The sequence below is a fragment of the Candidatus Methylomirabilota bacterium genome, from assembly GCA_035315345.1.
Taxonomy (GTDB): Bacteria; Methylomirabilota; Methylomirabilia; order Rokubacteriales; family CSP1-6; genus CAMLFJ01.
In genome coordinates this window covers 21,273-44,554 of sequence record DATFYA010000161.1, presented here as the reverse complement: position 1 = coordinate 44,554, position 23,282 = coordinate 21,273, and the positions used below count along the sequence as shown (strand labels likewise).

23 protein-coding genes are annotated in these 23,282 nt (G+C 70.5%); 17 read left to right on the top strand and 6 right to left on the bottom strand.

Annotation, left to right across the window (positions count from 1 at the left end; genetic code table 11):
- Window positions 1–25 precede the first annotated feature (25 nt).
- Entirely contained in the window at window positions 26–961 is a 936-nt protein-coding gene (locus VKN16_20765; GenBank protein HME96639.1) for a TIGR03619 family F420-dependent LLM class oxidoreductase, read from the bottom strand.
- A gap of 150 nt (window positions 962–1,111) precedes the next feature.
- On the opposite strand from VKN16_20765, the gene VKN16_20760 reads away from it, so the two are divergent.
- The 9 genes from VKN16_20760 (at window position 1,112) to VKN16_20720 (ending at window position 7,212) form a co-directional block, all read left to right on the top strand.
- Window positions 1,112–1,753 (top strand): PilZ domain-containing protein, encoded by a 642-nt coding sequence (locus tag VKN16_20760; protein ID HME96638.1) that lies wholly within the window; start codon window positions 1,112–1,114, stop codon window positions 1,751–1,753.
- A 47-nt stretch (window positions 1,754–1,800) separates the two neighbouring features.
- Complete coding sequence (locus tag VKN16_20755; protein ID HME96637.1) at window positions 1,801–2,385, top strand: TetR/AcrR family transcriptional regulator; 585 nt, start codon at window positions 1,801–1,803, stop codon at window positions 2,383–2,385.
- Between the two features lie 24 nt (window positions 2,386–2,409).
- The gene (locus tag VKN16_20750) at window positions 2,410–3,183 is read left to right on the top strand and encodes an enoyl-CoA hydratase-related protein (protein HME96636.1); all 774 of its coding nucleotides are present in this window, start codon (window positions 2,410–2,412) and stop codon (window positions 3,181–3,183) included.
- Window positions 3,184–3,933, top strand: a complete 750-nt coding sequence (locus tag VKN16_20745) for an SDR family NAD(P)-dependent oxidoreductase (protein HME96635.1) — start codon at window positions 3,184–3,186, stop codon at window positions 3,931–3,933.
- A 33-nt stretch (window positions 3,934–3,966) separates the two neighbouring features.
- Window positions 3,967–4,287 (top strand): SCP2 sterol-binding domain-containing protein, encoded by a 321-nt coding sequence (locus VKN16_20740; GenBank protein HME96634.1) that lies wholly within the window; start codon window positions 3,967–3,969, stop codon window positions 4,285–4,287.
- 104 nt (window positions 4,288–4,391) lie between these two features.
- Window positions 4,392–5,492: an alpha/beta fold hydrolase gene (locus tag VKN16_20735; protein HME96633.1), complete on the top strand. Its 1,101-nt coding sequence runs from the start codon at window positions 4,392–4,394 to the stop codon at window positions 5,490–5,492.
- A gap of 23 nt (window positions 5,493–5,515) precedes the next feature.
- Complete coding sequence (locus VKN16_20730) at window positions 5,516–6,046, top strand: poly(R)-hydroxyalkanoic acid synthase subunit PhaE (protein HME96632.1); 531 nt, start codon at window positions 5,516–5,518, stop codon at window positions 6,044–6,046.
- Window positions 6,043–6,624: a MaoC family dehydratase gene (locus VKN16_20725; GenBank protein ID HME96631.1), complete on the top strand. Its 582-nt coding sequence runs from the start codon at window positions 6,043–6,045 to the stop codon at window positions 6,622–6,624. The genes VKN16_20730 and VKN16_20725 overlap by 4 nt, the downstream gene beginning before the upstream one ends.
- Window positions 6,625–6,708: 84 nt before the next feature.
- Window positions 6,709–7,212: a polyhydroxyalkanoate synthesis regulator DNA-binding domain-containing protein gene (locus VKN16_20720; protein ID HME96630.1), complete on the top strand. Its 504-nt coding sequence runs from the start codon at window positions 6,709–6,711 to the stop codon at window positions 7,210–7,212.
- 42 nt (window positions 7,213–7,254) lie between these two features.
- Here the strand turns inward: VKN16_20720 and VKN16_20715 are convergent, their stop codons facing one another.
- Window positions 7,255–7,707, bottom strand: coding sequence for a hypothetical protein (locus VKN16_20715; GenBank protein ID HME96629.1), 453 nt, complete (start codon window positions 7,705–7,707; stop codon window positions 7,255–7,257).
- Between the two features lie 156 nt (window positions 7,708–7,863).
- On the opposite strand from VKN16_20715, the gene VKN16_20710 reads away from it, so the two are divergent.
- From VKN16_20710 to VKN16_20700, 3 genes are read left to right on the top strand one after another with little or no spacing between them, the layout of a single operon-like run.
- A complete protein-coding gene (locus VKN16_20710) occupies window positions 7,864–9,369 on the top strand; it encodes a long-chain fatty acid--CoA ligase (protein ID HME96628.1) in 1,506 nt (501 codons plus the stop codon).
- Between the two features lie 10 nt (window positions 9,370–9,379).
- The gene (locus tag VKN16_20705) at window positions 9,380–11,170 is read left to right on the top strand and encodes a long-chain fatty acid--CoA ligase (protein HME96627.1); all 1,791 of its coding nucleotides are present in this window, start codon (window positions 9,380–9,382) and stop codon (window positions 11,168–11,170) included.
- Complete coding sequence (locus tag VKN16_20700) at window positions 11,139–11,936, top strand: glucose 1-dehydrogenase (GenBank protein ID HME96626.1); 798 nt, start codon at window positions 11,139–11,141, stop codon at window positions 11,934–11,936. Before VKN16_20705 ends, VKN16_20700 begins: the two co-directional genes overlap by 32 nt.
- 3 nt (window positions 11,937–11,939) lie before the next feature.
- Here VKN16_20700 and VKN16_20695 read toward each other — a convergent pair whose 3' ends face one another.
- From VKN16_20695 to VKN16_20685, 3 genes are all read right to left on the bottom strand, one after another.
- Window positions 11,940–13,673: a carboxylesterase/lipase family protein gene (locus VKN16_20695; protein ID HME96625.1), complete on the bottom strand. Its 1,734-nt coding sequence runs from the start codon at window positions 13,671–13,673 to the stop codon at window positions 11,940–11,942.
- Between the two features lie 105 nt (window positions 13,674–13,778).
- Entirely contained in the window at window positions 13,779–15,062 is a 1,284-nt protein-coding gene (locus VKN16_20690) for a DUF445 domain-containing protein (GenBank protein HME96624.1), read from the bottom strand.
- Window positions 15,063–15,316: 254 nt separating this feature from the next.
- Window positions 15,317–16,072, bottom strand: a complete 756-nt coding sequence (locus VKN16_20685) for an alpha/beta fold hydrolase (GenBank protein ID HME96623.1) — start codon at window positions 16,070–16,072, stop codon at window positions 15,317–15,319.
- A gap of 119 nt (window positions 16,073–16,191) precedes the next feature.
- On the opposite strand from VKN16_20685, the gene VKN16_20680 reads away from it, so the two are divergent.
- The 3 genes from VKN16_20680 (at window position 16,192) to VKN16_20670 (ending at window position 20,236) form a co-directional block, all read left to right on the top strand.
- Window positions 16,192–17,196: an alcohol dehydrogenase catalytic domain-containing protein gene (locus tag VKN16_20680; protein HME96622.1), complete on the top strand. Its 1,005-nt coding sequence runs from the start codon at window positions 16,192–16,194 to the stop codon at window positions 17,194–17,196.
- Window positions 17,197–17,273: 77 nt separating this feature from the next.
- Window positions 17,274–18,968 (top strand): DUF1800 domain-containing protein, encoded by a 1,695-nt coding sequence (locus VKN16_20675; protein ID HME96621.1) that lies wholly within the window; start codon window positions 17,274–17,276, stop codon window positions 18,966–18,968.
- Between the two features lie 2 nt (window positions 18,969–18,970).
- Window positions 18,971–20,236 (top strand): DUF1501 domain-containing protein, encoded by a 1,266-nt coding sequence (locus VKN16_20670; protein ID HME96620.1) that lies wholly within the window; start codon window positions 18,971–18,973, stop codon window positions 20,234–20,236.
- Here the strand turns inward: VKN16_20670 and VKN16_20665 are convergent.
- Window positions 20,196–21,161 carry a LysR family transcriptional regulator gene (locus VKN16_20665; GenBank protein HME96619.1) on the bottom strand — a complete coding sequence of 322 codons (966 nt, stop codon included), beginning with the start codon at window positions 21,159–21,161 and terminating at the stop codon, window positions 20,196–20,198. The genes VKN16_20670 and VKN16_20665 overlap by 41 nt on opposite strands.
- Window positions 21,162–21,258: 97 nt before the next feature.
- On the opposite strand from VKN16_20665, the gene leuC reads away from it, so the two are divergent.
- Window positions 21,259–22,686, top strand: a complete 1,428-nt coding sequence (gene leuC, locus VKN16_20660; GenBank protein ID HME96618.1) for a 3-isopropylmalate dehydratase large subunit — start codon at window positions 21,259–21,261, stop codon at window positions 22,684–22,686.
- Window positions 22,683–23,276, top strand: a complete 594-nt coding sequence (gene leuD, locus VKN16_20655) for a 3-isopropylmalate dehydratase small subunit (GenBank protein ID HME96617.1) — start codon at window positions 22,683–22,685, stop codon at window positions 23,274–23,276. The genes leuC and leuD overlap by 4 nt, the downstream gene beginning before the upstream one ends.
- Window positions 23,277–23,282: the final 6 nt, after the last annotated feature.

Below are 23,282 nucleotides of genomic sequence, written 5' to 3'. Positions count from 1 at the left end.
GCCGGGGCCTAGCCCCGTGGGTCGCTCAGCGGCGGTGATACTCCGGGCAGACGTGCTCGGCCACGATGCCCAGCTGCTCGAGCATGCGGTCGGCGGGAGCGAGCGGTCGCAGGATGAACTTGGAGGCGCCCGCCTTGACGTACTCCTCGACCCGCTCCAGCAGCCGGCCCACCGGACCGAAGGCGGTGCACTGGCGCATGGTGGCCTCGTCCACGCGGCCGCGAGGGATGAAGGGCTGGGCCATCGCGTGCGCCGCGTCCTCGCGGTCGGCGACCGCGTAGTTGATCAGGGTGCCGAAATGGTCCTCGGGCACCTGACGGCCTTCGGCCGCGGCCAGGTCCTGCACCTTCTGGATGCCCGCGCGCATCTCGTCCGGCGTGATGAAGGACGGGATCCAGCCATCGCCGAGGCGCGCGGTGCGCCGCATCGCCGCCTCGCTCTTGCCGCCGATCCAGATGGGCGGCGGGGTCTGCCAGGGCTTGGGGAAGACGGAGATGCGGTCGAGCTTGAAGAACTCGCCCTGAAAGGTCACCTCGTCTTGCGTCCACAACATCCGGATCACCCGGATGGCCTCGTCGGTCCGGCGCCCGCGCTGGGCGAACGCGACGCCCGAGGCCTCGAACTCGCGCGGCAGCTCGACCCCGACGCCGACCGCGGGGAACAGTCGTCCCTGCGAGAGCCAGTCCACCGTGGCCATCTCCTTCGCGCAGACCACCGGCGTCCGGTAGGGCAGGACGACCACGCTCGGACCGAACTTCAGCCGGGTGGTGCGGGCCCCGATGGCGGCGAGCGTGGTCATCACCTCCGGGACGGGGGCGGGCGAGGAGAGCCGGTCGGAGAGCCAGATCGAATCGACGTCGCTCCGCTCGAGCATCTCGCACAGCGTCCACAGGAACGCGGCGCCGCCGCGGCCAGGCGGCCACGGTCCCGGCATGATGCCGATGCGGTACTTGATCGTCATGGTGCGGGATCGTACGCGTCGGTCCCGAGCGCGTCAAGGCGCCGGGCGCGGAGTCGGAGTTGACAGCGAGCCCCCGGACGCGTCAGGGTCGTGGACGGCGTGCGAGCCCGCGGCCGTTCGAGGGCGGGCCATCACCATCAGGAGGCGCGAGTGAGCGGCCACGATCGGCGATCCTTTCCGAGAGCGGCGGCGGCCTGGCCGGCCACCGTGGAGACTACCGACGGACGGGTCGTCTCGGGCGAGGTGGTCAACCTGAGCCTGTCCGGGATGAAGGTGCGATCCCAGACCGAGGCGACGGTGAACAGCATCGTCACGGTACGCGTCACGATGCCGGGCGACGCCGGCCGGCTCGAGATGGTGGGCACCGTGGTGCGACGCGACGCGGAGAGCGTCGGCGTCGGGTTCCTCAAGATGTCGGACTCACCGGCGGGCCGGGTCACCCCGTTCGTCTCCCGCGGCGACATGCGCCGTCGATTCCCCCGCGTGCCGGTCAGCCTGCCCATCCGGGTGGAAGGCGGCTCGGCGGGCAGCGCGGGCGGCCACACGGTGGATCTCAGCGCGTCGGGCGGCCGCGTGGCTACCGATCAGCCGCTGGTCGAGGGCGACGTGGTGGTGATCGAGCTGCCCGCGCGCGCGGGTCTCGATCGGCTGCGGTTGCCCGCGCTGGTGTGGGAGGCCTATGAGGGTGGCGCGGTGCTCGTCTTCACGAATCTCGACGGCAAGGAGTTCACGCGCCTCCAGGAATACGTCGCGAACTGTCAGCCGCGCGGCTCACGGCCAAGTTCCGTTTGACAGTGCGGAAGGCCCCGCATAGTATGAACGGCGATTCACTGCCTGCCATGCGTGATCCAGACAAGCCCCAGCACATCATCGAGGCCGCGGTTCGGGTCTTCGCCCGCAAGGGCTATTTCAACTCCCGCGTCTCGGACGTGGCGCGCGAGGCCGGCATCGCGGCGGGCACCATCTATCTCTATTTCAAGACCAAGGAAGACCTCCTCATCACGCTCTTCCGGGAGAAGATGGCGACCTTCGTGGCGTCGATGCGCCGCTCCATCGCCGACGAGCCCGACGCGGTGGCGAAGGTGCGGCGGCTCGTGCACCTGCACTTTCACATGCTGGAAGAGGACCCCGACCTGGCCGAGGTCGTGCAAATCGAGCTCCGTCAGGGCCAGAAGTTCTTCCGCGGCGCCTCCAGCCAGGAGGTGGGCGAGTACTTCGCCCTGATCGGCTCCGTGCTGGAGGAGGGCGTCGGGCAGGGCCATTTCCAGTCGGACCTGCCGGTGAAGGTTGCCACGAAGGTGCTGTTCGGCAGCATGGACCAGATGGCGACGTCCTGGGTGCTCGGAAAGCGCGGCTATCGCCTCACCGAGACCGCCCCCGCGGTCGCCGATCTGTTCCTGAAGGGCGTGGCCCCGCGTCCCTAGCCCCACCGAGAGGAGAGTCGCCCGATGGCGTACGAGACCCTCATCCTGACCCGCGAGGAGCGCTTCGCGATCATCACCCTGAACCGGCCGCCCGCCAATGCGATCAGCGAGACCCTGATGCGCGAGCTGAACGCCGCGCTCTCCGATCTGGAGCACGACGACGCGGTCCGCAGCGTGATCATCACCGGCGCGGGCGACAAGATCTTCTGCGCGGGCGCCGATCTCGGCTCCGCCTTCCAGGGCGCGGACGTGGGCACGTTCATTCGCTTCGGCAACAGCGTGGTGCGCCGCATCGAGCGCTTCCCGAAGCCGGTGGTGGCCGCGATCAACGGCCACGCCCTCGGCGGCGGCTGCGAGATCGCGATGGGCTGCCACATCCGCATCCTGAAGGAGACCGCGCGGATGGGGCAGACCGAGTCCAACCTGGGCATCACGCCCGGCTTCGGGGGCACCCAGCGCTACCCGCGTCTGATCGGCCGGGGGCTGGCGCTGGAGCACCTGATCCTCGGGACCCAGATCCCGGCCGCGGAGTGCTACCGGCTCGGACTCGCGAATCGCCTCTCCAAGGAAGGTCAGACCCTCGACGACGCCCGGGCGCTGGCTCGCGAGCTGGCCAAGCGCCCGCCGGTGGCGACGCGGCTCATCATCGAGGCGGTCGACGACGGCCTGCCCGCGCCCATCGACACCGCGATCGAGATCGAGGTGCGCGCGTTCCTGCAGTCGCTGCGGACCGACGACGCCTCCGAGGGCATCCAGGCCTTCTTCCAGAAGCGCCCCGCCGATTTCAAGGGCCGCTAGGTGGACCTCGGCATCGCCGGGAAGACCGCGCTCGTGACCGGGGGCGCGCGGAGCCTCGGCAAGGAGGACTGCCGGCAGCTGGCCGCCGAGGGCTGCCGGATCATCGTGCTCGACCTCAACGGCGAGGGCGCCGCCGAGACCGCGAAGGAGATCACCGACGCGGGCGGACGCGCGCGTGGATACGCCGTCGACATCACCGAGCGGGTCGCGCTGGCCGAGGTGCTGCGGCGTGCGGAGGGCGAGGTGGGCCCCGTCGACATCTGCGTGAACAACGCCGGGTGGATCTACACGATGGGGCAGCTGAAGGACACCGCGGATGACGACTGGGACCTGAACCTCCGCATCAACCTGACCGGCACCTACAACGTGACCAAGCTCGTGTTCCCCGGCATGCGCGAGCGCCGGTGGGGGCGGGTGATCTGCATGGCCTCGATCGCCGGCCTCATGGGCGGCTTCGGACAGACCGCGTACTCCGCGAGCAAGATGGGCGTCATCGGGTTCGCCAAGTCGGTCGCCCTCGAGGGCGCGCGGTACAATGTGACCTCGAACGTGATCGCTCCCGGCATCGTGGGGCCGAACGCGAACATGTCGCCGTTGTACGACCGCATGGTCAAGCGGGTGGCCATGCAGCGGGAGGGGCAACCCGAGGACATCGCCAGCGCCGTCGCGTTCCTGTGCTCGGAGCGCGCGCGCTACATCACGGGGGCCGTGCTCACCGTCACCGGTGGGATGGACCTCTTCACCTTCTAGCATCGCGCTCGACATCGGAAAGGAGACGCGTCCATGCCGACAGTGAAGGAGACCTTCGACAACATGACCTCTCGCTTTCGCCCCGACAAGGCGGCGGGAGTCAACGCCACGATCCAGTACGACATCACCGGGGACCAGGGGGGAACCTGGAACGCGGTGATCAAGGACGGCGCCTGCAACGTGAGCCAGGGCGCTGCCGCCAACCCGAACCTGACCTTGACCATGTCGTCGCAGGACTGGCTCGACATGACCGGCGGCAAGCTCTCGGGCCAGATGGCCTTCATGTCCGGCAAGCTCAAGCTCAAGGGCGACATGGGCCTGGCCATGAAGGTGGGCAGCCTGTTCCAGGTCTAGCCGCCCGACGTCGCCGCGGCCCGCTCCGGCCCTCACCGTGCGGAGCGGGGGCCGGTCGACGAAAGGTTGACGCGTAGCGTCACCGGGCGGTAGGATGGAAGCCTATGAAAGACGAGCTCTTCACGATGATGGGTGAGCTGCCCGCGATGTCGCCGGAAGTGATGGCGCGGATGAAGGAGGAGGCCAATCGCAACCTTCTCCGCATGAAGCACTTCAGCGAGATGGTGATGAACCCGACGGAGCCCAAGGTCGGGCCCACCCCACGCCAGGAGATCTACCGCACCAACAAGTCCCGGCTCTGGCGCTACGAGTCCCGGCGCACCATCCGGACGCCGCTGCTGTTCGTGCCCAACCTCGGGATCAGCCGTCCGTACATTTTCGACCTCATGCCCAAGGGCTCGTTCATCGAATACATGACCCAGCAGGGGTTCGACTTCTACCTGGTCGACTGGGGTGTGTTCGGCGAGGAGGACAACGGCCTCACCGTCGAGGCCGCGGTGACCAAGATCCTGCCCCGACTGGCCCGCAAGGCGCTCGAGTCCTCGGGCGCGTCCGAGATGTCGGTCCTCGGGTACTGCATGGGCGCCCCGCTCTCCGCCAGCTTCGTGACGACCCACCCGGAGTTCCCGCTGAAGAACTTCATCAACATGGCGGGCCCCATCGACTTCGCCCACGTTGGGCTGTTCGGCAAGTGGCTCGCCCCGGACGTCTTCGACGTGGACAAGTACGTCGACACGCTGGGGAGCATCCCGGCCGACATGGTCAAGATGGGCTTCAAGCTGCTCAAGCCCACCATGGACGTCAGCACCAACCTCAATCTCTGGTGGAACCTCTGGAACCCGGAATACGTGTCGGGATTCAACGCGCTCAACAAGTGGGCGAACGAGTATCTGCCGTTCCCGGGCGAGTTCTTCCGCCAGTGGGTCCGCGACTTCTACCAGCAGAACAAGCTGATCAAGGGCGAGCTGGTGATGGGGGGACGCCGCGTCGACCTGCGCGAGATCCGCTGCCCGGTGCTCGCGGTGGGCGCCAAGGAGGACAACATCGCCCCGCCCGGGTGCGTGAAGCCGCTCATCGACGCGGTGAGCACGCGCGACAAGGAGTACGTGGAGCTGCCGGGCGGGCACATCTCGCTGATCGCCGGACGCGGCGCCTCGGTGCACTGCTGGCCGAAGGTGGCGTCCTGGCTGGCCGCGCGCTCCTAAGCGCGGGGCCGAGGAGCACGGTCATGGCCGACAGTCCGAGTCAGCAGCTGGTGGACATGTGGAAGCGGCAGGTCGAGGAGGGCACGCAGGCGTGGCTCCGGATGATGGGGCAGGGACCGGGGGCGGCACCGACCATGGATCCGCAATCCTTCTGGCGGCCCTTCATGGATCAGGGCATGGCTGCGTGGTCCAAGGTCATGACGCAAGGGACGGCGCCGTCGCCGGACCTGATGACGCAGTGGAAGCAGTTCCTCGACCAGTGGATCGCCGCGTGGTCTCGCGTGCTCGAGCAGGCGATGGGGACCGACGCGTTCGCCAAGGCCATGGGCAAGCAGCTGGAAGGCTTCCTGAACGCGTCGGGTCCCGCGAAGAAGGCGGCCGAGCAGCAGATCGAGGTCTCGCTGTCCGGCCTCGGGATGCCCTCGCGCACCCAGGTCACCGCCCTGGCCCGCCACCTCGCCCAGGTCGAGGAGAAGATCGACACGCTCGAGGACAAGCTCGACCGGGTCCTGAGCCGGCTCGAAGGAACGCCCGGCCGATCGGAGCGCGCATGATCGGACTCACCATCGATTCGATCGCGGTCGGCGACAGCGCCCAGCTCACCCGGCGCGTCACCGACGACGACATCGCGGGCTTCGTGGACGCGGTCGGCGACTACAACCCGGTGCACTCCGACCGTGACTACGCCGCGGGTACCGTCTTCAAGGAGCCGATCGCGCCGGGCATCTGGACGGCGGGGCTCGTCTCCGCCGTCATCGGAACCCGACTGCCGGGTCCCGGTGCCATCTACGTCTCGCAGGACCTGAGATTCCTGAAGCCGGTGAAGTCCGGCGACTCGATCTCCGCGCGCGTCGAGGTGGCCGAGGTGAATCGGGAGAAGAACCGCATCCGGCTTCGCACCGTGTGCACCAACCAGCGCGCCGAGGACGTCCTGACCGGCGAGGCGGTGGTGATGCCGTCGCGTAACGCGATCACCTACGTCCGGCCCGTCGACGCGATGGGGCCGCTCGCGCTCTGGATGCTGCAGCCGCTCGCCTGGATGGCCCAGGGCGCGAGCATCATGAGCATGCTCGGGATCTCCGCGCTCGCCGCCGCCACTCCGACCTTCCCCGCTCCTCCGCGGTCGAAGTAGTCACCGCGCGCGCTCGGCGGTCGCGCGCCCCGCGCCGGCGGCGCCTTGTGACGCTACATGCGCGGTGCTAGACTGAATTCCGCCATGCCGTACGTCATCAAGCGCTACTCCAATCGCAAGCTCTACGACACGCAGGAGAGTCGCTACGTCACGCTCGAAGAGCTCGAGGAGCTGATCCGGGCCGGCCGAGAGATCTCCGTCGTCGACGTCTCGACCGGGGAAGATCTGACCTCGGTGACGCTCGCCCAGATCATCCTGGAGAACGAGCGCAGTCATCGCGCGACCCTTCCCACCGCGTTCCTGCACCAGTTGATCAAGCACGGGGAGGCCTGGCAGGATTTCGTCCAGAAGTCCCTCCGCTCCAGCCTGGAGGGATTGATGACGAGCCAGCGGGAGGCGGACCGGGTTCTTCGTGAATGGGCCTCCCGCGCCGGCTGGATGGCCTCGACGACGCCGGCGGGCGAGCCGGTGAAGACCGAAAAGCGCGCCGAGCCCGCGGAGGCCGACGCCCTCCGGGAAGAAGTTTCCGTGCTGCGAGAGCAGCTACGCGCGCTCGAGGAGCGTCTGGAAAAGAAGCGCGAGAAGTAGCGCGCGGGCCGGCCGACGCCGACCCGCGCCTCAGCTGGACGACTAGGCGATCGGGGCGTACAGCGACTTCATCTTGCCGGCGAGCTGGGTGACGGTGGCCTGGATCTCGGTGCCGGCCTGCTCCGTCTTCAGCTGGAGCCGCTCCGCCGAGCGGGTCATGGCCTGGGCGGTGGTCTCGAAGAGGCGGAAGCCGTGCTGGGCACCCTCCACGGATTCGGCCACGCCCTTCTGATAGAACGTCACCGGATCGCGAGGCGCGTCCTGCAGCTCGCTCTGACGCCGCAGCAGGTACGACTGGCTCTCCTTCACCGCCTCCACCGCCGAGGATTGGATCTCGGCGTAGAGCCGGACGCCCTCCTTCGCGGTGGTCGCGGACAGGTCGACCAGCTCCCGGAGGATCCGCTGGTTGGCGTCGGCCCAGACGGAGAAGGCCTCCACGGCGCGGCCGGTGAGCTGCGAGATGAGCTCGCTGGGGGGCATCGGATTCGTCATCATCGACTCTCCTTCGTTGTGATTCGCTGGGGTTCTTGACCGAACGAGGCCAGTGTAACGCGTCGCGTAACGTTGAGCAAGAGTTTTATCGCGACGCGTTACCCGGCGCGTGATATACGGGGTAACCTCTTGAAACTCATTGCGAACTGGTAGCCTCCCATGTCACTGAGCCGCCTGGCGGACGAGGCCCTCGACAGGTTCGGGGAGTATCCCGCGCTGGCGTTCGAGGGCCGGCAGTACACCAACGTGGATCAGGAGCGCGCGGCCGGCCGCCTGGCCCACGCCCTGCGTCGCCTCGGCGTCGACCCGGGCGACCGCGTGGTGGTCCTGCTGCCGAATTGCCCGGAGGTGATGCAGAGCTACGGTGCGATCCTGAAGTGCGGCGCGGTGATCGTGCCGCTGATCTTCCTGCTGGGCGAGCGAGAAGTCGCGCACGTCCTGGCCGACTCCGAGGCGAAGATCGTGATCACGTCCACCGATCTGGTCTCGAAGGTGGACGGCCAGATCGGGGTGACGCCGACGCTCCGTCACGTGCTCTCGGTCGACGGCGGCGGTGACGGACGCGTGCGCTCGCTGGAGGCGGAGACGGCGGGCGAGTCGGACCGCTTCATCGCGGCGAATCGGCGCCCGGAGGACCTCGCGGTCATCCTGTACACCTCGGGCACGACCGGGACCCCGAAGGGCGTGGCGCTCTCCCACGCCAACCTCGAATCCAACGCGCGCGCGATCGCGTCGCTGCACGAGCTGCCGCGGGAGGAGTGGGCGGTGACCGTCCTGCCGCTGTCGCACTCCTACGGGCTCACCGTGATGAACGCCGGGCACATCCTGGGCACGCGCGGCGTCCTGCTGCGCTGGTTCAACCCCGATCTGGTGTTGCAGACCATCCAGGACTTCAAGGCGGTGTCGATGGCCGCGGTGCCCACCATGCTGCTCTATCTGCTCAACTATCCGGGCGGAGACGCCTTCGACACGCGATCCATGCGCGTGTGGGGATCGGGCGCCTCGCCGCTGCCGGTCGAGGTGGTCGAGCCCTTCGAGCGAAAGTTCGGCGGCAGGATCCTCGAAGGCTACGGCTTGACCGAGGCCTCGCCGGTGGTCTCGGCCCACCGCCTCTCCGGGGCGCGGAAGATCGGCTCGGTGGGGCAGGCGATCCCGGGAGTGTCCATCTCGATCCAGGACGATGCCGACCGGCCCCTGCCGGTGGGCGAGGTGGGCGAAGTCTGCGTGCGCGGGCCCAACGTGATGACCGGCTACTATCGCAATCCCGACGAGACCGCACGCACCCTGCGCGCGGGGTGGCTCCATACCGGCGACATGGGGCGCCTCGACGAGGACGGCTTTCTGTTCATCGTGGAGCGCAAGAAGGATCTGATCATCCGCGGCGGCTTCAACATCTACCCGCGCGAGGTCGAAGAGGTGCTCTACGCGCATCCCGCCATCGCGGAGGCCGCGGTCGTCGGCATGAAGGACCCGCTGATGGGCGAGGACGTGCTCGCGTTCGTGGTGCTCAAGGACGCGTCGGCGGCCTCGGTCGAGGAGATCATGACCTTTTGCGAGAGCCGGCTGGCCCGCTTCAAGTGTCCCAAGCAAGTCCGGTTCGTGCCGTCGTTACCCAAGAGTCCCATCGGGAAGGTCTTGCGCAAGGAGCTGCGCACCCAGGTCTGAGGAGGCGACGATGGCCAACGTGACGCTGGCGAGCATGTTCTGGAACCGGGTCGAGCGCGACGGCGATCGCCCGGCACAGCAGTCCAAGGAGGCGGGCGCCTGGAAGACGCGCACCTGGGGTGAGGTCGGCGAGATCGTGCGGGAGCTCGCCACCGGGCTGCTCGCGCTCGGCCGCAAGAAGGAGGACGCGGTCGGCATCCTCTCGGCCAGCCGCGCCGAGTGGGTGCAGGCCGACTTCGCGGGCTTCTCGGCCGGGTGCCGCACCATTCCCATCTATCCGACCTATCCGCCGGACCTCATCCAGTACATCGTCAACGACGCGGGGGTGAAGACCCTGTTCGTGGAGGACCCGGCGCAGCTCGCCAAGGTGCTCGAGGTGCAGGGCAAGATGGACGGCCTCGAGCAGATCGTGGTGATCCACGGATACCAGGGCGAGCCGTCGTCGCACATCATGACCTGGGAGGGGCTGCGGCGGCTCGGACGGGACCAGGGCGAGCGGCTGAAGAGTGACCTGGCCGGGCGCGTGGCCGAGATCCGGCCCGAGGACATCGCGACCATCGTCTACACCTCGGGCACCACCGGGCCTCCGAAGGGCGTGGTGCAGACCCACGGCAACCACATGGCCACGCTGGACTCGGCCTCGAAGATGGCGGGAATCCAGGACCGCGACACGCACCTGCTGTTCCTGCCTCTGGCTCATTCCTTCGCGCGGCTCGAGTCGTTCATCGGCGTGCACCGCGGCCTCACCACCGCCTTTGCCGAGAACATCGACAAGCTGCGCGACAACCTGCCCGAGGTGAAGCCGCACTTCATCTGCAGCGTGCCGCGTGTCTTCGAGAAGGTCTACGCGGGCGTCCTCGCCCGGGCGGAGGCCGGCTCGCCGGTCAAGCGGAAGATCTTCCACTGGGCGGTGGGGGTGGGACGCGAGGTCTCGAAGCTGCAGCAGGCGCGGCGGCCGGTGCCGCCCGGCCTGGCCTTCAAGCACCGGCTCGCCCACAAGCTGGTGTTCTCGAAGCTGCACGCGGCGCTCGGGGGTCGCCTCCGCTTCGCGGTATCGGGTGGCGCGCCGCTCTCGAAGGAGATCGCCGAGTTCTTCCACGCCGCCGGCATCCTGATCCTCGAGGGCTACGGTCTCACCGAGACCTGCCCGTCGCTGACCTTCAACCGCCTCGACAACTTCCGGTTCGGCTCGGTGGGGCAGGCCCAGCCGGGGACCGAGATCAAGATCGCGCCGGACGGGGAGATCCTCGGGCGCGGGGCCAATATCGCCAAGGGCTACTTCAAGAAGCCGGAGGCGACCGCGGAGGTGTTCCTGCCGGACGGCTGGTTCGCCACCGGCGACATCGGCCGCCTCGACGACGACGGATTTCTCTACATCACCGACCGCAAGAAGGACCTCATCGTGACCGCGGGCGGCATGAACATCGCGCCGCAGAACATCGAGAACCGGCTCAAGGGCGACCCGTTCATCAGCCAGGCCATGGTGCACGGCGACAAGCGTCCCTATCCGGTGGCCCTGATCACCTTGAACCCCGAGGAGCTGGCCAAGTTCGCCAAGGCCGAAGGGATCCTGGACACCGAGCCGACCTCGCTCGCGAAGAATCCGAAAGTGGTCGAGCGGGTGAGCCGCAGCGTGGAGGTGCGCAACGAGGAGCTGCAGTCGTACGCCAAGATCAAGAAGTTCTCGATCCTGCCGATCGACTTCACGGTGGAGAACGGGCTCCTGACCCCGACGCTGAAGGTCAAGCGCAAGCTCATCACCGAGAAGTATCGGGAGACGCTCGATTCCCTCTACCGATAGCGATCGGGAGGCGGTCTCGCGCCTCGATGGCCGCGTCGCCATCGTGACCGGGGCCAGCCGGGGCCTCGGGCGGGCGATCGCGATGGCGCTGGCCCGGGCCGGGGCCGACGTGGCGGTGGCCGCGCGCTCCAAGCCGGACCTCGAGGAGACCGCCCGCCAGGTGGCCGCGACCGGGCGGCGGGCCCTCGTGGTGGAGACCGACGTGACCGCCTACGCGCAGGTCGACGCGCTCGTGCAGCGCACCGTCGGCACGCTGGGCGGCCTGCACATCGTGGTGAACAACTCGGGCATCGCCCGCGTCGCACCGGTGGCCCACATGTCGCCGGACGATTTTCGCGCCACCCTCGACGTCAATCTGGTCGGCGTGTTCAACGGCTGCCGCGCGGCGGCGGCGCATCTCATCGCCCAGAAGGCCGGAAAGATCATCAACATCTCGTCGGTGCTGGGGCAGGTGGGACTGCCCGGGTACAGCGCCTACGCCGCCTCGAAGTCCGGCGTCATGGGCTTCACCCGCGCGCTCGCCGCGGAGTGGGCCCGGTACTCCATCCAGGTGAACGCGCTGGCCCCGGGCTGGTTCGTCACCGACATGAACGCGGAGGCCTTCGACGACCCGCGAACCCGCGAGCGTCTGCTGCGCGACGTTCCCGCGCGCCGCACCGGACGACTCGACGAGATCGGCCCGCTGGTCGTATACCTGGCCTCGTCCGCGTCCGACTTCATGACCGGCCAGACCCTGTTCCTGGACGGCGGCCACTCGGCGGCCTGACCGCTACTCGCTCGGCACCCGGTCCCAGAACGCGCGCTCCGCCTCGCGGGGCGCCACCTCCACGCGGCACCGTCGATCCAGGATCATGGTGCGGCGGCTCGAGACGTCGTAGCCCGGCCACTCCGGGAGCCCCGCGTGATCCGGCCGTCCCGTTCGCGCGAACGCGATCCACGCATCCTGCATGCGCTCGGCGAGCGCGCGCGCCTCCGGGCCCTTGCCCGCGAAGGGACGGAACATCGGGTGCCCGAGCGTGCCGAAGACGAACGGCAGGTCGAGCGCGTGGCAGGAGCCCAGCAGGCCTCCCAGGGCCGGCGACGGCCACGTGAACAGGTACGCGTAGGTGTCCCGCTGGTGCGCGGATTGAAGCCCGGCCAGCACCATCGCAGGATGGCGCATCGTCCGGTCGGATTCGATGGCAAACCACAGCTCGCCCGGCTCGATGCGCTCGCCGCGCGCGGCGCGGGCGGCGCGATAGACCTCGATCGCCTCCCGGGCCGTCGCGTCACGCTCGCCGTCCTTGCCCGGGATCGCGTCCCGGCAACGGGCGAGCAGAGACGCCTCGTCGAGCGTCGCCGCCTCGGGATCGAGCGGCAGGAACAGCCTGGTCTCGTCGCGATTCGTGCCGATCAGGAGCGGGACGTCGCGAGCCGCGCCGTCGCGAACCGCCTCGAGGGGATCGCGCGGCACCACCGCGCCATCCACCACCGGCTGGAAGGGCAGCCCGCGCGTGCCGAGAGCGTGGAGGGCGGCCGCGCGCGACGACGGCATCCCGTCGCGTCGCCGGCGGCGCAGCAGGGTGAGGAGCCGCGCCGACAACGGCGCGGCCACCGAGCCGAAGCGCCGCCGCGCCAGCGCCAGCCCCAGGAACACCGCGCCGGCGACCCGCTGTCCGCCCGGCGAGAGGGCACCGAGCACGTAGTGGTCGCTCAGCAGCATGTTCATGAATAGCCGCCGCTGCGCGTCGAGCAGGGTCGACACGCGGGCCGCGCGCAGCGCGTCGGGCGAGGCCAACCCCAGATCCTCGAGGAGCAGGTCGGCGAGACCGGCCGCGACGTCGGGCGGCCACCGGAAGTTCGCCGCGCCGGACTGGAGGATGGCCCGGTGGAACAGACCGCGCGCCTGGGGCATGCCGAGGAGAGTGGCGCAGCTCATCGCGCCGGCCGACTCGCCGAAGATGGTCACATTGCCCGGGTCGCCGCCGAAGGTCTCGATCTCGTCGCGCACCCACCGGAGCGCCGCCACCTGGTCGAGGAGCCCCTCGTTGCCGGTCGCGGGCAGTCGATCGCCGAAGCGCTCTCGCAGCCGCAGGAAGCCGAGCGCGCCCATCCGGTAGTTGAGGGTGACCACCACGACGTCGCCGCGTCGGGCCAGGGCCGCGCCGTCGTAGAGCGTCTGCGAACCCGCGCCCAGCACGAAGGCGCCGCCGTGGATCCACACCAGCACCGGCCGTCGCGCGCGATCGGCGCGGGGCGTCCACACGTTCAGGTAGAGGCAATCCTCGCCGGTCCGTCCGATGCCCAGGCTCAGGAGGGGGCCCGCGATGGCCGCATTCTGCGGCGCGGCCCGGCCGAACCGGCTGGCGTCGCGCACGCCGCTCCAGCGAGGCGGCGGCTCGGGTGGCCTGAATCGGAGCGGTCCGACCGGCGGGGCCGCGAATGGAATGCCGCGGAAGACCGCCAGACCGCGCTCCTGGACACCGCGAAGCGCGCCCCGACGAGTCTCGATCTGAAGGTGCACGGCTCCCATCCTACGTTCCTCTCGGAGGAATCGCGCCGGGCGCACGCGGGATCTGGTGGGTGGCGGACGACGTCACGGCCTCCAGATCGACGAGAGCCGCGCGCGTCAGAGCAGCCCGAGCAGCAGGTGGATCGCGTAGAGGCCGCCCCCGGCGAGCCCGCCCACGACCGTTCCATTGACGCGGATGTACTGCAGATCGTCTCCCGCGTGCTCCTCGATGAGACGCACCGCCCCTTCGGGGCCCAGGGCATGGACGCCGCGCTCGATGAAGCGCGCGATGCGGTCGTGATAGCGCTCGAGGACCTCGGTGATCCGCTCCTTCAACCATGCGTCCAGGGTTCGCCGCACCGGCTCCTCCCGGGCGAGGGCGAGCCGGGCGCTCTCCAGACGTGCGGTGATCCAGGTGACGACCTCGGACGAGTCGGCGGCCAGGTCGGCCACGATGGACCGGCCGAGCCCGGCGGCCACGTCGTCGAGCAGCCGGGCCACCGCCGGGCTCTCGAGCAGCTCGGCCTTCGCGGCCTCGATGCGCGCGGCCAGCGCGGGATCCGCGCGTAGCCGCCCGGGCAGCGCGCTCAACGTCTCGGCGAGACGCACGCGTAGCGGATCGTCGGGATCATCCGCGATCTTCTGGAGCGCCTGCCGCAGCGCCGCGACGAGCCGTTCCCGGTCGATGAGCCCGAACGTGCTGGCCAGCCCCATCAGCAGCCGGGGGTAGAGGCGCATCCGCGCGCGGTAGCCGGCCAGGACCTCGTCCACCAGGCCGCCCACCGCGGTGCGGAAGCCCGGCCGATCGAGCGCGTCGGCCAGCGCGGTGGCCACCGTCTCGATCAGGCGCTGGTCCCAGCCCTGCTTGCGGGCCATCTCGAGCGCGGTGGCCAGCAGCGGCGCGATGGGATGCGATCGGGCGAGCCGCGTGAGCCAGGACGCGACGTCGTTGGTGGCCGCGGGCGAGATCTGCCCGGCGGCCCAGCGCGCGACGGAGCGGACCGCCGAGTCCAGGTCGTCCGGCTCGATCTGCGAGGCGCCGCGCGCGAGCAGATCGGCGAGATCGAAGCGGGAGATCTCGTCGATGACGTATTGCTTGGTGAGCACGCGGTCGCCCACCATGCTCCCGACCCGCTCGGCCATCAGCTCCCAGTTGGCCGGGATGAGCGCGGTGTGGGGGATCGGCAGCCCGAGCGGGCGCCGGAACAGCGCGGTGACCGCGAACCAGTCCGCCAGCCCGCCGACGATGCCGGCCTCCGCGATGGCGAGGATCCATCCGCCCCACCAGGTGCCCCGGAACGGAATGGCGGCCGCGGCGAGCGCGACGGCGGCCACCAGCACGAGGGAGGCGAGGCGCCGCTGGCGCGGCGGACGCCGGGTCTCGGAGGCGCGGGCGTCCACGTCCCTCAGCCTACTACGGCCGGTCAGATGACGACGAGCAACGGCGGTCAGCTCCAAGGAGTGCCGAGCAAGCTGATGGAGGCCGTCCCGGCATTTCGCGCAGACCAACGAGCGGAGTGGTCGGCGAGATGCAGGACGCGGCGAACCAACGTGCAGATCGTGACACGCAACATGGAACGGATACGCCTCGGCGGATCACGCGACGGGGGAGATCGAGCAGGCCACGAGCGGCCATGCCAGCCGCATGAAGGACGCTACGCGAAGTAGGCGCCGGCAGCGGTGCGCGCCGCGGCGGACCGCCGCGCTCGCGCGGCCGCCACGGCGACGAGATGCGCGGCCAGCGCCCGGTAGACGGCCGGGTTCGCCACCAGCGCCACGTGGGTGCCCGCCACCTCGACGTTGGTGTCGGGATCGTCGTTGACGCACACCCGCCAGTCGACGATGCCGTCGGTCCTCGTGTAGACCGCGACCTGCGGAACCGACGACGGGAAGGCGGACTCGAGGCCGGTCACCGCCGGGCAGCCGCAATGGCCGGTGAAGCAATCGGGCCGATCGTCACGCTGCAGGCGCTCGCGCACCCGATCGGAGACACGCAGCACCAGCGGGTGCGAGCGGATCCCCCGGAACGGCGCGCCCAGGGTCACGACCGACGCGACCAGCTCCGGGCGGCGCACCGCCACGGAGCGCGCGAGCAGGCCACCCAGGCTGTGGCCGACCAGATGGACGGGACGGCGGGTGGCCCCGCGCGCGGTCTCGGCGGTCTCGAGCAACCGACGCGAGAGTGTCTCCAGGCACTCCGCGTTGCGGCCGATGCGCGAGAGGAAGGGACGGTAGCCGAGGCGGCCGAGCCACCCGTACAGCTCGAGCAGATACCAGTCGGTTCCGAGAAAGCCGGGCACGAGCACCACCGCCGAGCCGTCACCGCGCGGCACGCCGATCCCGTAGAACACCGGGGACGCGCGTAGCGCCAGCCAGTCGAGCCCGAAGAGGCTCTCGCGCCAGAGCGGCACCGATGCCGGCTGCTGATCCCGGGAAAACGATGGGGCCGGCGCCGTCGCCACGGCCCGATGCTATCACGACGGGCGCGGCGCCTTGCCTCGGTCGGGGCCGGTCCGCTACGATACTGACGATGCTCGCTGCGGTCCTGCGCGGTCCCCGCTCGCTGGATCTGGCCTCGGTGCCCACCCCCACGCCGGGCCCGACCGACGCGGTCATCCGGGTCAAGGCGGCCGGCCTCTGCGGCACCGACTACCGCATCTGGACGGGCGAGCGGCCGGTCCAGTATCCGCGGGTGATGGGCCACGAGTTCGTGGGCACGGTGGCCGCGGTCGGCGCCGAGGTCGGCACGCTCACGGTGGGCCAGACGGTCGCGGTGGAGCCCAACTACTCCTGCGGGGTGTGCCCGCTCTGCCGCGAGGGCAACCGCAATCTCTGCCTCTCGCGCGTGGCGGTCGGCATCGACGTCGACGGGGGCTTCGCGGAGCAGGCGACGGTGCCCGCGCGCTGCTGCTGGCCGGCACCGGATGGCCTCGCCGACGAGCGGCTGCTCCTCGCCGAGCCACTGGCGGTGGTGGTGCGCGCCATCGGCCGCGCCGAGCCGGTCGAGGGAGAGACCGCGGCGGTGCTTGGCCTCGGCTCGCTCGGGCTGCTCGCGGTGCAGGTCTTGAAGGCGCGCGGTGTGCGCGTGCTCGCGGTCGCGCGCTCCACGCGACGGCTTGGCCTGGCGCGCGAGCTCGGCGCCGACGCGGTGGCGCTCTCCGGTGCCGACGACGACACCGCCGCCGCGCGCGCGTTCTCGGGCCGTGAAGGCGTCGACACCGTGATCGAAACCGCGGGGACCGCTCCCGCGGTGGAGCAGGCGGTCAACCTGTGCCGGCCGGGAGGTCGGGTGGTGCTGACCGGCCTGCCGCACGAAGCGACGTCGCTGAACTTCTTCTGGGTGGTGCGGCGCGAGCTGCGGATCATCGGCTCGATGATCTACCAGGACGAGTTCCCCGAGGCGATGCGCCTCCTCGCGACCGGCGCGGTGCGGGTGGAGCGCCTCCTGTCCCAGACGTTTCCGCTCGATCGGATCGACGACGCCTTCCAGGCGCACCGCTCGCCGGACTCGATCAAGGTCGCGGTGATTCCGTAAGGCGGCGGCCGCCCGGGACCGCCCCTGTAAACGTCTGGATACGGGGAGGCGTCTGTTACCGGAACGGGAGGACACCGATGCGTGGAGCAGTCGTTGTCACCGGGCTGACGCTGGTGGTGCTGGCCGGGGCTGCGTGCTCGTCGGCTCCGCCACCGCGCCGCGCCGTGGAGGCCCCGGCGCCCGCTCCGGGTCCCGCGCCGTCGCTGACGTTGCCGGCCTCGCCGCTGTCCGAGGAGCAGCGCGTGCTGCATGCCCTCAATCGCCTGGGCTACGGGCCCCGGCCCGGCGACGTCGAGCGCGTGCGGCGCACGGGGCTGGCGGCCTACATCGAGCAGCAGCTCAGCCCGAGCCGCATCGCCGATCCCGCCGTCGATCAGGCGCTGACCGGCTACCCGGTGCTGGGCCAGAGCGCCGCCCAGCTCGTGCGCGACTACCCGCAGCTCAGCCCGCAGATACGGCAGCGCGTGGCCCAGGGCGAGATGAGCCGTCGAGACGTGATGGAGATGTACCCGCTCGAGCGCCGACCGGCGGTCATCACCAGCCAGATGCAGGCGGCGCGGATCGCGCGGGCGGTGCTGAGCGAGCGGCAGCTCGAGGAAGTGATGGTGGATTTCTGGTTCAATCACTTCAACGTCTACGCGCAGAAGGGCGCGGTGCGCTGGATGCTGCCGGCCTACGAGCGCGAGGCCATCCGTCCCCACGCGTTGGGCCGCTTCCGCGATCTGGTGCTGGCCACCGCGCGGCATCCCGCCATGCTCTTCTACCTCGACAACTGGCTCAGCACGCGCGCCGACCTCATGATCCGGCAAGGACCGAATGCGGGCCGGCGCATGGGCTTGAACGAAAATTACGCCCGCGAGCTCATGGAACTGCACACGCTCGGGGTGGACGGCGGCTACGGCCAGGAGGATGTCATCGAGGTGGCGCGCTGCTTCACCGGCTGGACGATCGACCGCCCGCAGCAGGGCGGCGGCTTTCTCTTCCGCCCGCAGGCGCACGACCGCGGCGCCAAGCGCGTGCTCGGCCAGACGATCCCCGCGGGTGGCGGCCTGCAGGACGGCGAGCGCGTCATCGACATCCTGACGCGCCATCCATCCACCGCGCGCTTCATCGCCACCAAGCTCGCCCGCCGGTTGGTGAGTGACGACCCGCCGTCGACTCTGGTCGACCGGGCGGCGGCCACGTTCCAGCGCACCGACGGGGACATCCGCGCGGTGCTCACCGCCATCGTGACCGCGCCCGAGTTCTGGTCGGCCGAAACCTACCGCGCGAAGATCAAGACGCCGCTCGAGGTGGTCGCCAGCGCGATGCGAGCCCTCGACGGCCGCATCGCGCCGGCCGGCGCGTCCGAGGCGCCGGCCGGCGGCGTCGCGCTGGCGCGCGAGGTGGGCAAGCTGGGCGAGCCGCTCTACGAGGCGCAGCCGCCGACCGGCTACCCGGATCGCGCGGAGTCGTGGGTCAATACCGGCGCCCTGCTCGGCCGCATGAACTTCGCGCTCGGCCTGGCCCACAATCGCTTCCCGGGAGCGCGCGTCGATCTCGCTGGCTTGCTCGGCCCGGTCGATCGCCGCCGGCCCGATCAGGTGCTGGACCGCCTGCTCGCGGTCATCCTCAACGGCGAGGCCACGGCCCACACCCGCGCGGTGCTGGCCGCTCAGCTGGGGAGCCCCGAGATCACCCGCATCACCGCCTACGACCGGGTGCCGAAGGACACCGACGTGGAGAAGCTGACCGCGCTGGTCCTGGGCTCGCCCGAGTTCCAGAGGAGGTAGGCATGGCTCGATGCACGCGACGGTCCTTCATGAAGGGCGGGGCCCTCGCATTCCTCGCGCTCGGGAGCGCGCCGCGGTTCCTGCTCCGCTCCGCCCTCGCGCAGGAGCGGACGGGCAAGCCGAAGATCTTGATCGCGATCTTCCAGCGCGGGGCGGTGGACGGCCTCAGCATGATCGTGCCGCACGGCGACCCCGACTACTACGCCGCCCGCGGCGGCATTGCGATCGCGCGCCCGGCCGGCGGCGGGGCCGACACCACGATCGACCTGGACGGCTTCTTCGGGCTGCATCCGGCGCTGGCCCCGCTGAAGCCGCTCTGGGACGGCCGTCGGCTGGCGATCGTGCACGCGTGCGGATCGCCCGACGTCACCCGCTCCCACTTCGACGCGCAGGACTACATGGAGTCGGGCACGCCCGGGGTGAAGAGCACCGCGGACGGCTGGCTCGCCCGCGGCCTCGCCGCGATGCCGGCGCGCGAGGTCGCGTCGCCCTTCCGCGCCGTCTCGCTCGGCCCCGCCCTGCCCCGCGCGCTCCGCGGCGACGTGGGCGCGGTGGCCATGAACAGCGTGGCCGACTTCGACGTCAAGGAGGCCCCGGTGGTGATGGGCGGCGCGGGCGCGCGCCAGGGCTTCGAATCGCTCTACGAGCAGGGCGTGCGAGACCTGCTCTACGGCACCGGGCGGGAGACCTTCGACGCGGTGCAGATGCTCAAGGCCGCCGCGCCTCATCGCCTCGCGCCGGCCCACGGCGCCGTATACCCGCGCGGGCGCCTCGGCGAGAGCCTGCGTCAGATCGCGCAGCTCATCCGGGCCGACGTGGGCCTCGAGGTCGCATTCGCGGACGTGGGCGGCTGGGATACCCACGCCGGGCAGGGCAACGAAAGGGGCCAGCTCGCGTTCCGCCTCAAGGACTTCGCGGCCGGTCTCGCCGCGCTGGATCGCGATCTGGGCCCGCGGATGAGCGACGTGGTCGTGCTCACCATGTCGGAGTTCGGCCGCACGGTCCGCGAGAACGGCAACCGGGGCACCGATCACGGGCACGCCACCGCGATGCTGGTGCTCGGCGGCCCGGTGAAGGGCGGGCGCGTCTACGGCCGCTGGCCGGGTCTCCGGCGCGAGCAGCTCTACGAAGGCCGGGATCTGGCCGTCACCACCGATTTCCGGAGCCTGTTCACCGAGGTGGCGGTGAAGCACCTGGGCGCGCCTCCCGAGCCCCTGTTCCCGGCCTTCACGTCGAAGCCCTCCGCCTACCCGGGCGTGCTCGCGTAGGCGCGGCCGCGGCCGACGGCGCCGCGTGCCCCAGCCGCTCGCCGACGCGGCGCCCCTCTGCGACGAGCCGGGTCGCGAAGCGATCGGCGGCCGCCCCCCGGCGGAACCCGGTCCGGTAGAGCAGGGCCACCGAGAGCGCCGGGACGTCGGCCCGCTCCCAGCGCACGCGCTCCCGATCGATCTCGGTCACGGCCAGCGCCGGGGCCAGCCCGATGCCCAGACCCCCCGAGACGTAGGCGAGCAGCAGCGACACGCTCGGCACGTCGATGGTGGACACCGGCTGGATGCGCTCGCGCGCGAGATAGTCCTCGAGCAGCCGCCGGCCCTGGCTGCCTGCGCTCAGGCGAAGCAGCGGCTCGCGGGCGAGACGCTCGGTCAGCGGCGGCTGCGCGCGGCCGCGTCGCGGGCCGATCCAGACGAACGCCTGCTCGAAGAGGCGCTCGGCCTCGATCCCGCGCGGCGCCTCCTGGCCGGTCACCACCGCGCAATCGACCTCTCCCAGACCGACCAGTCGCGCGCCCTCGCGGGAATGGGTGGTGGCGATCTCGAAGCGCAGCCGCGGCTGCGGCTCGATCAGCTCGCGGAGGACCGGGACGAGCAGGGCGCGGCCGAGGTAGTCGCTGACCGCCACCCGCAGCGTTGCGGGTGGCCGCCCCGAGAGATCGGCGAGCTGGGCGAAGAGCGCCTCGGTCTCGGTGCTCAGCTGCAGGATACCGGGCAGGGCGGCCTCGCCCGCCGCGGTCAGGCGCACGCCGCGGCCGGCCCGCTCCAGGAGCCGGACGCCGAGATGGCTCTCCAGCTTGCGCACCTGCTGGCTGATCGCCGACGAGGTGCGGTGGTGCAGCCGGGCCGCCGCGCCCACCGAGCCGGTGCGGGCGACCGTCAGCAGGCTCAGGAGGGCCGGGAGGAGCGCGGCGTCTATCATTAGCGGATCTTACGGGACCGGGAAGAAGATTTCACTATACTTAACGATCTGACGGCGGCACACTCCCGGGCAACCGCTTCGATCCACGGAGGCTGCCATGGCGTCATCGCTGCTCGACAAGGTGTGGGACGCGCACACGGTGCGGACGCTCCCCTCGGGGCAGACCCAGCTGCTGATCGGTCTGCACCTGATCCACGAGGTCACCTCGCCGCAGGCCTTCCAGGCCCTGCGCGATCTGAACGTGCCGGTGCGCATGCCCGGGCGCACCTTCGCGACGCTCGATCACATCATCCCCACCACCGCCCAGCAGCGGCCGTTCAAGGACGAGGTGGCCGAGGAGATGACGGTCCATCTCGTGCGCAACTCGGAGCAGAGCGGGGTGTCCCTGTTCGGTCTCGACAGCGGCCGGCAGGGCATCGTCCACGTGATCGGCCCCGAGCTGGGGCTCACCCAGCCCGGCATGACCATCGCGTGCGGGGACAGCCACACCGCCACCCACGGCGCGGTCGGGGCCATCGCCTTCGGCATCGGCACGAGCCAGGTGCGCGACGTGCTGGCCACGCAGTGCCTGGCCATGGCCAAGCCGAAGCTGCGCCAGGTGCGGGTGGACGGCGCGCTGAGCCGGGGCGTCTACGCCAAGGACGTGATCCTGGCGATCATCCGCACGCTCGGGGTGAACGGGGGCGTCGGGTACGCGTACGAGTACGCGGGCCCGGTCGTGGACGGCATGACCATGGAGGAGCGCCTCACCCTCTGCAACATGTCCATCGAAGGGGGGGCCCGCTTCGGCTACGTCAACCCCGATCAGACCACCGTCGACTACTTGCGCGGGCGCCAGTATGCGCCGCAGGGCGCCGCATTCGAGCGCGCGACCGCGTGGTGGAAGGGCGTGGCCTCGGACCCGGAGACGCGCTACGACGACGTCAAGCGGCTCGACGGCGCCGCGATCCCGCCGATGGTGACCTGGGGCATCAATCCCGGCCAGTCGGTGGGCGTGGGCGACTGCATCCCCAGCCCGGAGTCGGCGCCCGAGCAGGAGCGCGCGACCTATCGCGAGGGCCTCGCCCACATGGGCTTCGAGGCGGGCCAGCCCATCGCCGGGGCGAGGATCGACGTGGTCTTCATCGGCTCGTGCACGAACTCGCGCATCTCCGACCTGCGGGTCGCCGCCGCGGTGGCCAAGGGGCACCGGGTGGCGAAGAGCGTCCGGGCCATCGTGGTGCCTGGCTCGCAGCAGGTGGCCAAGGCCGCCGAGGCCGAGGGCCTCCACGAGATCTTCCGCGAGGCCGGCTTCGAATGGCGCAACGCGGGCTGCTCGATGTGTCTCGGCATGAACGACGACAAGCTGCGAGGGCGGGAGATGAGCGCCTCGACCAGCAACCGGAACTTCATCGGGCGCCAGGGGAGCCCGACCGGGCGGACCTTGCTGATGAGCCCGGCGATGGCGGCCGCGGCGGCCCTGAACGGCGCGGTCACCGACGTGCGGCAGATGCTGCAACCGGCTGGCGCGGAGGCGGCGCGATGAGCGAGAGCGCGCGGCGGCAGGTGGCGGGACGAGGCATTCCGGTGCCGGGCAACGACATCGACACCGATCGGATCATCCCGGCGCGGTTCCTCAAGACGGTGACCAACGAGGGGCTGGGCCTGCACGCCTTCGAGGACGCGCGCAAGCACGATCCCGAGCATCCGTTCAACCAGAAGGCGTACGAAGGGGCCTCGGTGCTGGTGGCCGGCCTGAACTTCGGCTGCGGCTCCTCGCGCGAGCACGCGCCCGAGTCCCTCAAGCAGTGGGGCATCCGCGCCATCGTCGGCGGTTCGTTCGCCGAGATCTTCTTCGGCAACTGCACCATGCTCGGCATCCCGTGCCTGTCCATCGACAACGACGACGTGCTCTGGCTGCAGCGGGCGGTGGGCCGCGATCCGCGGCAGAGCGTGACGGTGGACGTGGAGAAGCAGGAAGTGCGCGTCGGCGACCGCGTGATCAGGGGGCGGATCCCGGACGGGGCCCGCAACCACCTGGTCTCGGGGGCGTGGAACGCCACCGGGGTGCTGCTCGAGGCGGGCGACGCCATCGAGGCCACCGCGAAGCGCCTGCCGTACATCAGCGGCTTCTAGTCCGGG